Consider the following 11,852-nt stretch of genomic DNA (forward strand, 5'->3'; position numbering starts at 1 on the left):
CAGGACCGTTGGCGCCATGGATGGCGCCATCGAGCTTACAAGGACGTACTTGCGGCGTGTCCTGCACGCCCATGCCCTCCGCCTCTCCGACGTATCATGAAGGCGCTGCTTCTGCTTTGGCTCTGGCTTCAAAAAGCGGGCCGGCGGGCCGCAGGCCCGCCAGCGAACACCTCACCCCGCCACGATGTACTGCTGCAGCTGATCCAGCTCGCGCCGCTGCGCATCGATCACCGATTTCACCAGGTCGCCGATGGAGATCACCCCCAGCACCTGCGCCCCCTCCACCACCGGCAGGTGGCGGATGCGGTAATCGGTCACCAGTTGCAGGCAGTGCTCTACCTGTTCGCCCGGCGAGACCGTCACCACCTTCGCCGTCATGATCTCGGCCACCGCCGTATCCCGCGACGAACGATCACGCAGCACGATCTTGCGTGCGTAATCGCGCTCCGAAAGGATCCCGACCAGCCGCGGCCCGTCCATCACCAGCACCGCGCCAATGCCCTTTTCCGCCATCAACCGGATCGCATCGATCACCGCCGCATCCGGCGCGACCGCATGTACTTCAGGAGACTTGCCGTCCAACAGTTGCCGTACCGTGGTCATCTGCCTGCCCTCCGAGGGTGGGTTGCAGGGCCGAGTCTGCCACGGTGGATGCTAGCCACGCGTCAACCAGGTACAACGGGCGCTGCTTGGATTCCTCGTACAGCCGTCCCAGGTACTCACCGATCAGGCCCAGGGCGATCAACTGCACCCCGCCCAGGAACAGGATCACCGCCATCATCGTCGGCCAACCCGCCACCCGGTCACCGTACAGGGCCGCCTTGGCGATCACCCATACACCGAATACGAAAGCAACCGCCGCCGTGGCCAGGCCCATGTAGGTCGCCGCCCGCAGGGGAACGGTCGAGAACCCGGTGATACCTTCCAGCGCGAAGTTCCACAGCCGCCAAAGGCTGAACTTGCTGGAGCCGGCCACGCGCGCGTGGCGGTGGTAGGGCACGGCAATCCGCTTGAATCCGACCCAGCTGAAAAGACCCTTCATGAAGCGATGGCGTTCACGCATCTCGCGCAGCGCGCTCAGCGCGCGCGGCGACAGCAGGCGGAAGTCACCGGTATCGGCAGGGATCGGCGTGCGTGAGAGGCGACCGATCACCCGGTAGAACGCCGCCGCCGTGGCGCGCTTGATCCAGGCCTCGCCGTCGCGGGCCATGCGCGTGCCATAGATGTTGTCATGCCCTTCGCGCCAGCGCGCAACGAACTGCGGCACCAGTTCCGGCGGGTCCTGGCCATCGGCGTCCAGGATCATCGCTGCGCCTTCGCGCACCAGATCCAGGCCGGCAGTCAGCGCGGCCTCCTTGCCGAAATTGCGCGACAGCTTCAACGCCGATACGCGCGCGTCGCCCTGCGCCAATCCTGCGATCACCTGCCAGGTCCCGTCGTGGCTGCCGTCGTCCACATACAGGATGTGACCATCGATGTCGGGCATTCCGTCCAGCACGGCACACAGGCGGGGATGCAGGCACGGCAGCGCCTGCTCCTCGTTGTAGGCGGCGATGACGAAAGTAAGGCGTTCGCGATTCATGCCCGGATTGTACGTTGCCTGCAGGCGCATGGCCTGCCGCCTCGTGGGCATGTGCCCTCAATCTTCCGAGAGGTATGCCGCGCCGCCCAGCTGCCGTGCCTGGCGCTGGATCCATGCCGCGCGCCGCTGCACGTACGGCCCTGGCTTGGCCGCGTTGTAGCGTCGCGGTGCCGGCAACACCGCCGCCAGCCGCGCACTCTCGGCCGGACTCAACCGGGCCGCGTCCTTGCCCCAGAACGTCTGTGCCGCTGCCTGCGCGCCATATACGCCATCGCCGAACTCGGCGATGTTGGCGTACATCTCCAGGATGCGTTCCTTCGGCCACAGTGCTTCGATCAGCACCGTGTACCAGACTTCCAGGCCCTTGCGCACCCAGCTGCGGCCCTGCCAGAGGAACAGGTTCTTGGCGACCTGCTGGCTGATCGTGCTGGCCCCCCGCAGGCGCCCGCCCTTGGCGTTGTGGTCGCGGGCCTTCTCGATGGCCTGCAGGTCGAAGCCGTTGTGGTCGGGAAAGCGCTGGTCCTCTGCGGCCACCAACGAGATCGGCAGGCTCGCTGCCATCTGGTCCAGGTCGCGCCACTGGTAGTGCAGGCGATAGGACCAGTCGGCCTCGCCCAAGGCCTCGCCATAGCGCCACAGCATGACCGTGGATACCGGCGGGTCGATGAACCGCAGCACCAGTACCTGCAGGCAGCTGAAAGCGGCCAGCAGCAGCGGCAGCCAGAGCAGCCGTTTCCAGCGCCAGCGCCTGCGGCGCGGGACTTCCGCGATGGCCTCCACCTTGTGCTGCTCTCCCCCTGCCCCCATTACTGGTGCATCCTTCTTCTATCTGGTTGTCGGCGCATTATCCGGCAACCGCCCTCGTTTACGCGCGATGTGAGCCGATGACCGCCAACCCCGATTCCCTGATCCGCTTCCTGCTTCCCGACGCTGGCGTCCGTGGCGTCCACGTGCGCCTGCAGGCCACCTGGCAGGAGATCCTGTCCCACGCCGAGTACCCGGATACCGCCGCCGAACTGCTCGGCGAGGCCTGCGTGGCCTCGGCGCTGTTCACCGGCCACACCAAGATCGATGGCCGCCTCTCGATCCAGCTGCGCAGCAGCACCGCCCTGCGCACCCTGTTCGCCGAGTGCACCGCCGCCGGTACCCTGCGCGGCATCGCCCAGCTCAGCGAGGGCGCCGATGCGCCGCGCGACCTGTCCCGCCTGGGTGATGACGCCCTCCTCGCGATCACCATCGAGAACCCGGGCCTGGACCCGCGCGAGCCGCAGCGCTACCAGAGCCTGGTCGCGCTGACCGCACCGGAGCTGGACGAGGCCTTCGAGGATTACTTCCGCCAGTCCGAGCAGCTGCCGACCCGCCTGCTGCTGGCCGCCGACCGCAATGGCGCCGCCGGCCTGCTGCTGCAGAAGCTGCCGGGCGACGAGGGTGACGAGGACGGCTGGGCGCGTGCCAGCGCCCTGTTCGAGACTCTGGGCAAGGCCGAGCTGCTGGCGACCCCGGCCGAGCAGCTGCTGCACCGCCTGTTCCACGAAGAGAAGCCGGAACTGATGGGCGACAAGCCGTTGTCCTTCGCCTGCTCCTGTTCCCGCGAGCGGGTCGCATCGATGCTGCAGTCGCTGGGCGAGGACGAGGCCCGTGCCGCGGCCGTGGACACCGGCGCCGTCGAGGTCCGTTGCGAATTCTGCGGGCGGGAGTATCACTTTCCTTTGACGGAGTTCGGCATACTGTTCCACGGTGCCGAGGGGACTGTACCGGCGCCTGAACGGCTTCAGTAAACGGCTGGTCTTGCATCTGGGGGGATCAAGGCTTGTTAAGAATTCATAAACACCCTAGGATCAAGTTCCCGTCTCTACGGGAACTTCCGTTGTCCCTCCCTGTCTGAACTGGTCCGATGCGTACCTTCCTGCGTCTACCGCTGGCCCTGCTGATCGCCCTTGGCGCGATCACGGGCGTGCACGCGCAGAGCAAGGACACCCGGACCGTGCTGCCGGTGTGGAACAAGGGCAGCGGCAAGGTCGAGGCCCTGCTGTACCTGGAGCCCACGGGTGAACAGGCCGCCGGCGCCCGCTGGCACTTCGGCCGCAACTCGCTGGATGCGGCCTTCGGCCTGTCCTCCGGCGATTCACTGGGCCTGCTCTGCAACAGCAGCAGCGGGACCAGCATGAGCGGCCTAGCCAGTCATTGCATGCTGGCCAGCCTGGGTGACGACGACGACCTCAACAGCCGCCGCTTCACCGGCACCGCCGCGCTGAACCGCGGCAACAGCCGCCTCGGCATCACCGCGGGTACCGGCCGTGAAACGCTGCCGGCGTGGCTGTCCGGCCCGAACAAGACACCCTCGCTGCGCGCCGAGCAGAACGACCTGACCGTATTCGCGCAGAAGAACATCGGCCGCGAGGGTTTTGTCTCGATTGCCGGTACCTACGCCAAGGCCCGCCTGGTACCGCTGGCCGACGCCGCGCCGTCCATCGTCGACCGCTGGGACAGCAAGAGCCTGAGCATCGGCGCCGGCTACGGCAACTTCACCGGCAGCATCATCGGCCGCGTGATCGACGTACCGGGCAAGCCCGGCAAGTGGGAAGGCCTGGGCATCGGCCTGACCTGGCGTACCCCGTGGTCCGGCCAGCTTACCGTTGGCGCCGAGAACGTGATCAGCCGCGGCAAGAATCCGTTCTCCCCACGCAATGAAAGCAACGACGACGGCACCGTGCCGTACGTGCGTTACGAACAGGATCTCTGACCCCACCACGCGGGTCTTCCTGCAGTGACTCCTCCCGGGCGCCGAAAGGCGCCCGTTGCGTATGCGCGATCGTGATACACGTCAAGCGCTTTTCGACGAATTGGATACCGCGCAATTCATGTCGACATACTGCGATACACATCAATGGAAACTTTTTTCATCACTTTGCGCTAACAAACGAGACACGGTGATCGCACATGCAATTCAAGCCATTGATTTTGTGCATTAATTTTCATTTTTACCAAAATCACAGACTTGATTAACACAGCTTTAATTCTTGGCGAACGCCCGCTACTATCGGCTCAGCCCTTGCGATTTGGGAGCGCTTTTCGCTCCCCCGCCGGGCATTAACCCAGCCAAGATTTCTTGGAGAGAGAGAGCCAATGAATTTCCAGTCCAACAAGCTGCGCGATGCCGTTCTGGTCGCGCTCGTTGCCGGTGTGGCGTCCACTGCCACCGCCCAGGCCCAGGAAGCGACCAACCTTGACCGCATCTCGGTCACGGGTTCGCGCATCAAGAGCACCGACATCGAAACCTCGCAGCCGGTCCTGAGTCTGACCCGCGCCGACATCGACAAGCAGGGCGTGACCTCGGTCGCCGACATCCTGCAGCGCGTTGCCGCCAACGGCGCCGCCCTGAACCGTACCTACAACAACGGCGGTGACGGTTCGGCCGGCGTCAGCCTGCGCAACCTGGGTTCCGAGCGCACCCTGGTGCTGGTCAATGGCCGTCGCTGGACCACCGGCCTGGATGGCAGCGTCGACCTGAACACCATCCCGACCGCGATGATCGAGCGCATCGACGTCCTGAAGGACGGTGCATCGACCATCTACGGTTCGGACGCGATCGCCGGCGTGGTGAACATCATCACCAAGCAGAACTTCGATGGCGCGGAAGCCAACTTCTACAAGGGCCAGTACAGCGCCGGTGACGGCGACCGCGAAGCGGCCGACTTCACCCTCGGCACCACCACGGATCGCGCGTCGCTGGTGCTCGGCGTGTCCTACGTCAACGAAAAGGCCGTGATGGCCGGCGATCGCAAGATCTCCGCCGGCGGCCCGCCGTTCTTCAGCGGCCAGAGCAGCACCGGCATTCCGGGTTCGTATCTGCGCAATGACGAGCGTTACATCATCCTCAACGGCGTGGAAACGCCGTTCGATCCCAATGTTCACGGCTACAACACCGCGCCGGACAACTACCTGCTGACCCCCAACGAGCGCACCTCGCTGTTTGCGGTGGGTTCTTACAACGTTACTGACAACATCACCTTCCGTACCGAGGCGATGTACAACGAACGCAAGTCCGAGCAGCTGCTGGCCGCCATGCCGGTCACTGGCATGGACCTGAGCGCGGGCAGCATGTACAACCCATACGGTGTTGAGCTGGAAGGTGTCGCACGCCGCTTCAACGAAACCGGTGGACGCTCGTTCAACCAGAACGTCAAGAACTGGCACTTCTACGGTGGTTTCGAGGGCTTCTTCGAATTTGCCGACCGCAATTTCGACTGGGATGTCGGCTACCGCTACGACAAGACCGACCAGAACGATCTGACCTACGGCCTGTTCAACAAGCAGCGTCTGGCCGAGGCATATGGTCCCTCGGCGATCCGCGATGGCAAGGCTGTATGTCTCGACTCCACCGGCGCGATCATTGCGGGCTGCGCCCCGATCAACCCGCTGGGTGGGATGGGCTCGATCTCGCAGGAGGCACTGGATTACACCTCGTTCACCGCGCATGACTCCGCAAGTCTGGTGTCCAAGGGCTATTACGCCAACATCTCCGGCGAGATCGTGCAGCTGCCGGCTGGTGCATTGGGCTTCGCAGCTGGTTACGAATATCGCAAGGAAACCGGTCAGTTCGATCCGGACGCCTTCATCGCCTCTGGCCTGAGCACCGGCAACGGAGCATCGCCCACCAAGGGTAGCTATGACCTGGACGAGTTCTTCCTGGAACTGTCGATCCCGGTGCTGGCTGACCTGCCAGGCGCCAAGCTGCTCGACTTCAGCGCAGCAACCCGCTACTCGAAGTACAGCAACTTCGGCAACACCACCAACAACAAGTTCGGTTTCCGCTGGAAGCCGATCGACGACCTGATGGTGCGTGGTAACTACTCGGAAGGCTTCCGCGCCCCGAGCATCAACAACCTGTATCGCGGCGATGCTGACTCGTTCGAGAGCTACATCGATCCCTGCTCCTCAACGTCTGGTCGCCGTACCGGCGCTATCGCTGCCCAATGTGCGGCAGAGGGCGTGCCGATCGGCTTCGTTCAGCCGGGCGCTGGCAGTGGTGCGAAGCAGACTCCTGAGCCGTTCACCTGGCAGGCCAACCCGAACCTGAAGCCGGAAACCTCGACCAGCAAGACGCTGGGCCTGGTATGGAGCCCGAGCTTCGTGCAGGGTCTGAACGTGACCCTGGACTGGTGGCAGATCAAGATCGAGGACGCCATCACCCGTCCGGCCATCCAGGACATCATGGATCGTTGCTATGGCGGCACCGCGCAGGAGCAGGCAGCCAACTGTGGCCTGATCACGCGTGACCCGAACTACGGCAGCACCAACCAGCGTTACACCATCACCAACGTCGACATGCCGCTGCAGAACCTGGCGTCGTACAAGGTGGAAGGTTGGGATCTGGGCATCCTGTACAAGCTGCCGGAAACTTCGATCGGCCAGTTCACCATCACTCTGGACGGCACCTACCTGTCCAAGTGGGATACCAAGTCGACTCAGGATGCTCCGATCGAGGGTCGCCAGGGACGCTATCTCGACCAGGATCCGTACTGGCGCATCCGTTCCAATCTGTATGTCGACTGGTCCTACGGGGACTTCGGGGTCAACTACGGCATTCGTTACAAGTCCGGCATGACCGAACTGTGCCCGTTTGATCCAGTCAAGGAACCGGAAACCTTCGCATACTGCTCTGATGGCGCGAAGGGAACGAACCACATTGGTGCCACGACTTACCACGACATCCAGTTCCGCTACAACACGCCGTGGAAGGGCACCATCATGGTCGGCCTGAACAACGCGTGGGACAAGAGCCCGCCGGTTTCGTACTACACCTCGTACAACATGTTCGACCCGCAGTACGACCTGCCGGGCCGCTACATGTACATGCAGTACAAGCAGAAGTTCTGATCGATCCACTGATCAGCTGATGCAGCAACGGCCCCGCAAGGGGCCGTTGTTTTTTTGTGCGCTCCAGGTTGCGGCAGCACCAACGGAAAAGGCCGCGGCATTGCCGCGGCCTTTCTGTACTCAACGCAGCAACAACGCTCAACCGTTCGGAATCAGCGTCTCGATGAGATGCTCGACATAGGCTTCGAAATCCTCGCGCGCCTGCTTGGGCTGCTGCAGCTGCAGGGACAGCTGCAGGAAGCCGACATAGGCGGCGTAGGCCAGGCGTGCGCGATGGCGTGCATCGGTCGAGCTGAGCCCTGCCTGGCGGAACGAGGCGATCAGATAGTCGAGGCGGCGCTGCGACACGCGGTCGATCACCGGCCGCACCATCGGATGGTCCAATGCCTTCAGCAGCTCGCTGTAGATGATGTGCGGCTGCACTTCATGCGCCACCATCTGGAACAGCTGGCGCAGGCGCACGCGCGGGTCCGGTACGTCTTCCAGGCTGCCGAACACCTGTTCCTGTTCGAACAGTTCCCAGCGTTCCAGCGCGGCCTGCAACAAGGCGTCACGCGAGGGGAAATGCCAATAGAAACTGCCCTTGGTCACGCCGAGTCGCCGCGCCAGCGGTTCCACCGCAACGGCGCCTACGCCTTGTTCAGCAATCAGGTCGAGGGCCGCCTGGGCCCAGTCTTCGGCACTCAGGCGGCTGTTGCGGCCGGCGCGCGGTTCGCCGGCGGAAGCGTCAGGTTGATTCATGGGCTGATTTAACCATACGCCGGGGTTCGTTGCAGTACGCCGTTGCGGTCGAAACCGTCAAAGGCCTCTCCTGCAGGCCTGTCGCACTGCACCATACGATGCAGTATTGACTTCCCTCGCAGGCGATCCATACTAGCAAGTATGGTTACGTCCCCTACTCCCGCTGCGTTCCATGACCTGCGCCTGGAGGCGGCCCATGGCGCCCGCCTCGCCGCCACTGCCAGCGACCACGGTCGCCGTGGCCGGGTGCTGTTCGCGCACGGCTTCGGCCAGACCCGTCATGCCTGGAATGCCACCGCGCGTGCCCTGTCTGCAGCCGGCCTGCAGACCCTGGCTTATGACGCACGCGGCCACGGCGATTCGGACTGGAATGCCGCCGACCTGCCCTACCACGGCGAACAGTTCGCCGATGACCTGATCGTGCTGGCCGGCGAGCAGCCGCGCCCGCCGGTGCTGGTCGCAGCCTCGATGGGCGGCCTGTTCGGCCTGCTGGCCGAATCGCGCTGGCCGGGCCTGTTCTCGGCGATGGTGCTGGTCGACATCACCCCGCGTTGGGATACCGCCGGTGTTGAACGCATCCTGGCCTTCATGACCGCCCATCCCGACGGCTTCGCCTCGCTCACCCAGGCCGCCGACGTGATCTCGGCCTACATGCCGCACCGCCCGCGCAAATCCGAGCAGTCGCTGCGCGCCCTGCTGCGCGAGGACGGCCATGGCCGCTGGCGCTGGCACTGGGATCCGCGACTGGTGGCCGAACTGGCCCGCGACAGCGAGCAGCACCAGGATGCACTGGCCGAGGCCGCGCGGCAGGTGAAGTGCCCGCTGCTGCTGGTCAGCGGCGGCCGCAGCGACCTGGTCACGCCGCAGACCGTGGCCGAATTCCTGGCGTTGGCGCCGCACGCGCGCCATGTACAGCTGCCGCAGGCCACGCACATGGTCGCCGGCGATGACAACGACGCCTTTACCGCTACTGTGTTGGACTATCTGGACGTGTTGCCCGCAGCAGACGCTGCGGCTTCGTCCGCCACAAACGAGCACGTCACCGGAGCACGCTCATGAGCATCGTTCTTCCCTTCCTCGCCCTGCTGCTGGCAGGCGCGTTCGTCGCCTACCACCGCATGCGGCTGGTTACCTGGACGCTGATCAGCGTGGCCCTGCTGGCCGCCTGCTGGTTCATTCCCTACGTCAACCAGACCGCCACGATCGTCGCGGCCGCCGTGCTTGCCGTCATCGCCGTGCCGCTGCTGCTGCCGTTCATCCGCAAGCCGCTGCTGACCGGCCCGATGATGAAGGTGTTCCGCAAGGTGCTGCCGCCGCTGTCGCAGACCGAGCGCATCGCGCTGGAAACCGGCTCGGTCGGCTTCGAGGGCGAACTGTTCACCGGTGATCCGGACTGGAACATCCTGCTCAACTATCCCAAGCCGCAGCTGACCGCCGAAGAACAGGCCTTCCTCGATGGCCCGGTGGAAGAGCTGTGCACCATGGTCAACGACTGGGAAATCACCCACGTCCATGCCGATCTGCCGCCGGAGCTGTGGGCCTTCATCAAGAAGAACAAGTTCTTCGGCATGATCATCCCGAAGGAATACGGCGGCCTGGGCTTCTCCGCACTGGCCCACCACAAGGTGATCCAGAAGCTGGCCTCGGTGTCTTCGGTGGTCAGCTCCACCGTCGGCGTGCCGAACTCGCTGGGCCCGGGTGAACTGCTGGTGCATTACGGCACCCAGGAGCAGAAGGACCAGTACCTGCCGCGCCTGGCCGATGGTCGCGAGGTGCCCTGCTTCGGCCTGACCGGTCCGTTCGCCGGTTCCGACGCCACCTCCATTCCGGACTACGGCATCGTCTGCAAGGGCGAGTGGAACGGCGAGCAGGTGCTCGGCGTCAAGCTGACCTTCGACAAGCGCTACATCACCCTGGCGCCGGTCGCATCGCTGATCGGCCTGGCCTTCCGCATGTACGACCCGGATGGCCTGATCGGCGATACCCGCGACATCGGCATCACCCTGGGCCTGCTGCCGCGCGACACCGCCGGTGTTGAAATCGGCCGTCGCCACTTCCCGCTGAACTCGACCTTCCAGAACGGTCCGATCCGCGGCAAGGACGTGTTCATTCCGCTGACCCAGCTGATCGGTGGCGCAGCCATGGCCGGCAAGGGCTGGAACATGCTCAACGAGTGCCTGGCCGTGGGCCGCTCGATCACGCTGCCGTCCACCGCCAGTGGCGGTGCCAAGGCCGGTGCCGCCGTCACCGGCGCCTACGCACGCATCCGCAAGCAGTTCGGCCTGTCGGTCGGCCGCTTCGAGGGCGTGGAAGAAGCGCTGGCCCGCATCGGCGGCAAGGCCTACAAGATCAGCGCGCTGTCGCAGGCCACCGCCGCGGCGGTCGACCGTGGTGACGTGCCGTCGGTGCCGTCGGCGATCGCCAAGTACCACTGCACCAACATGAGCCGCGAGGTGATCTCGGACATGATGGACGTGATCGGCGGCAAGGGCATCATCCTGGGGCCGCGCAACTTCGCCGGCCGCAGCTGGCAGGCCGCGCCGATCGCGATCACCGTGGAAGGCGCCAACATCATGACCCGCAGCCTGCTGATCTTCGGCCAGGGTGCGATCCTCTGCCACCCGTGGGTGCTGAAGGAAATGAAGGCCGCGCAGGATCCGGACACCCGTGCCGGCCTGCAGGAGTTCGACCGCAGCCTGTTCGGCCACATCCGCTTCGGTATCTCCAATGCCGTGCGTTCGTTCTGGTTCGGCCTGACCGGCGCGCGCTTCGGCGCCGCCCCGGGCGACGCCTATACCCGCCGCTACTTCCGCAAGCTGGACCGTTACTCGGCCAACCTGGCGCTGATGGCCGACATCTCGATGATGACCCTCGGCGGCAAGCTGAAGTTCAAGGAATCGCTGTCCGGCCGCCTGGGCGATGTGCTGAGCCACGTCTACATGACCAGCGCCATGCTCAAGCGCTACCACGACGAAGGCGCACCGCAGGCCGACCAGCCGCTGCTGGCCTGGGCCTTCCATGACAGCGTGCACAAGATCGAGGAATCGCTGTCGGCGGCCCTGCGCAACTTCCCGATCCGTCCGATCGGCTGGCTGATGTGGGCGCTGATCTTCCCGCTGGGCCGTCGTGCCGAGGCTCCGGGCGACCGTCTGAGCCGCCGCGTCGCCGCCCTGCTGATGGCGCCGAACGAAGCGCGTGATCGTCTGGCCAGCGGCGTGTTCCTGACCCCGTGCGAGAACAACCCGGGTGGCCGCATCAACAGCTACCTGAGCAAGGCGATCATGGCCGAGCCGGTGGAGCGCAAGTTCCTCAAGGCGCTGAAGAGCAAGGGCATCGAAGCGCTGGACTTCAAGGCCCAGCTGGACGAAGCCGTGGCCGAGGGCGTGATCACCCAGGACGAGCGCAGCCTGCTGGAAGAGCTGCGCACGCTGACCCTGGACACCATCACCGTGGACGATTTCGACACCCACGAGCTGCGCGCGGCCAGCTACTACGACCGCCAGCACAAGGATCCGCATTCGCAGGCGGCCTGATCGCCCACGACACGCGTTGCCTTCGACGGCGGGCCTCGGCCCGCCGTCGTTCTATCCGCCGACCGGAAACCGCTCATGTCCACGCCCCTGCTTTCGCTCTACCGCCGCCTGCAGCG

9 protein-coding genes are annotated in these 11,852 nt (G+C 64.9%); 5 read left to right on the forward strand and 4 right to left on the reverse strand.

Annotated features, from left to right (window positions below):
* Positions 1–171: 171 nt before the first annotated feature.
* Genes G5A07_RS20400 through mtgA form a run of 3 tightly spaced genes read right to left on the reverse strand, consistent with a single transcriptional unit; the run spans position 172 to position 2,389 of the window.
* Positions 172–603 (reverse strand): CBS domain-containing protein, encoded by a 432-nt coding sequence (locus G5A07_RS20400; protein ID WP_019336409.1) that lies wholly within the window; start codon positions 601–603, stop codon positions 172–174.
* Positions 563–1,582: a glycosyltransferase family 2 protein gene (locus G5A07_RS20405; protein ID WP_049481925.1), complete on the reverse strand. Its 1,020-nt coding sequence runs from the start codon at positions 1,580–1,582 to the stop codon at positions 563–565. The genes G5A07_RS20400 and G5A07_RS20405 overlap by 41 nt, the downstream gene beginning before the upstream one ends.
* Before the next feature lie 57 nt (positions 1,583–1,639).
* Positions 1,640–2,389, reverse strand: a complete 750-nt coding sequence (gene mtgA, locus G5A07_RS20410) for a monofunctional biosynthetic peptidoglycan transglycosylase (protein ID WP_049481854.1) — start codon at positions 2,387–2,389, stop codon at positions 1,640–1,642.
* A 77-nt stretch (positions 2,390–2,466) separates the two neighbouring features.
* On the opposite strand from mtgA, the gene G5A07_RS20415 reads away from it, so the two are divergent.
* The 3 genes from G5A07_RS20415 (at position 2,467) to G5A07_RS20425 (ending at position 7,462) form a co-directional block, all read left to right on the forward strand.
* Positions 2,467–3,360 (forward strand): Hsp33 family molecular chaperone HslO, encoded by an 894-nt coding sequence (locus G5A07_RS20415; RefSeq protein ID WP_010482737.1) that lies wholly within the window; start codon positions 2,467–2,469, stop codon positions 3,358–3,360.
* 116 nt (positions 3,361–3,476) lie between these two features.
* Positions 3,477–4,325 carry a hypothetical protein gene (locus G5A07_RS20420; protein ID WP_010482736.1) on the forward strand — a complete coding sequence of 283 codons (849 nt, stop codon included), beginning with the start codon at positions 3,477–3,479 and terminating at the stop codon, positions 4,323–4,325.
* Between the two features lie 383 nt (positions 4,326–4,708).
* Positions 4,709–7,462, forward strand: a complete 2,754-nt coding sequence (locus G5A07_RS20425; RefSeq protein WP_171955142.1) for a TonB-dependent receptor — start codon at positions 4,709–4,711, stop codon at positions 7,460–7,462.
* 138 nt (positions 7,463–7,600) lie between these two features.
* Here the strand turns inward: G5A07_RS20425 and G5A07_RS20430 are convergent, their stop codons facing one another.
* The gene (locus tag G5A07_RS20430) at positions 7,601–8,203 is read right to left on the reverse strand and encodes a TetR/AcrR family transcriptional regulator (protein WP_006464233.1); all 603 of its coding nucleotides are present in this window, start codon (positions 8,201–8,203) and stop codon (positions 7,601–7,603) included.
* Between the two features lie 141 nt (positions 8,204–8,344).
* Here G5A07_RS20430 and G5A07_RS20435 point away from each other — a divergent pair, with 141 nt between their 5' ends.
* Positions 8,345–9,262: an alpha/beta hydrolase gene (locus tag G5A07_RS20435; RefSeq protein WP_043399152.1), complete on the forward strand. Its 918-nt coding sequence runs from the start codon at positions 8,345–8,347 to the stop codon at positions 9,260–9,262.
* Positions 9,259–11,736, forward strand: coding sequence for an acyl-CoA dehydrogenase (locus tag G5A07_RS20440; protein WP_043399155.1), 2,478 nt, complete (start codon positions 9,259–9,261; stop codon positions 11,734–11,736). The genes G5A07_RS20435 and G5A07_RS20440 overlap by 4 nt, the downstream gene beginning before the upstream one ends.
* Positions 11,737–11,852 lie beyond the last annotated feature (116 nt).

Origin of the sequence: Stenotrophomonas sp. AS012628, from assembly GCF_010608305.1 — a bacterium.
In the GTDB taxonomy this organism is placed as follows: Bacteria; Pseudomonadota; Gammaproteobacteria; order Xanthomonadales; family Xanthomonadaceae; genus Stenotrophomonas; species Stenotrophomonas geniculata.

Bases quoted from the DNA above. Each gene is read 5' to 3' on its own strand.
- G5A07_RS20405 (WP_049481925.1), bottom strand. From the start codon at position 1,582: ATGAATCGCGAACGCCTTACTTTCGTCATCGCCGCCTACAACGAGGAG.
- G5A07_RS20420 (WP_010482736.1), top strand. From the start codon at position 3,477: ATGCGTACCTTCCTGCGTCTACCGCTGGCCCTGCTGATCGCCCTTGGC.
- G5A07_RS20415 (WP_010482737.1), top strand. From the start codon at position 2,467: ATGACCGCCAACCCCGATTCCCTGATCCGCTTCCTGCTTCCCGACGCT.
- G5A07_RS20425 (WP_171955142.1), top strand. From the start codon at position 4,709: ATGAATTTCCAGTCCAACAAGCTGCGCGATGCCGTTCTGGTCGCGCTC.
- mtgA (WP_049481854.1), bottom strand. From the start codon at position 2,389: ATGGGGGCAGGGGGAGAGCAGCACAAGGTGGAGGCCATCGCGGAAGTC.
- G5A07_RS20435 (WP_043399152.1), top strand. From the start codon at position 8,345: ATGGTTACGTCCCCTACTCCCGCTGCGTTCCATGACCTGCGCCTGGAG.
- G5A07_RS20400 (WP_019336409.1), bottom strand. From the start codon at position 603: ATGACCACGGTACGGCAACTGTTGGACGGCAAGTCTCCTGAAGTACAT.
- G5A07_RS20430 (WP_006464233.1), bottom strand. From the start codon at position 8,203: ATGAATCAACCTGACGCTTCCGCCGGCGAACCGCGCGCCGGCCGCAAC.
- G5A07_RS20440 (WP_043399155.1), top strand. From the start codon at position 9,259: ATGAGCATCGTTCTTCCCTTCCTCGCCCTGCTGCTGGCAGGCGCGTTC.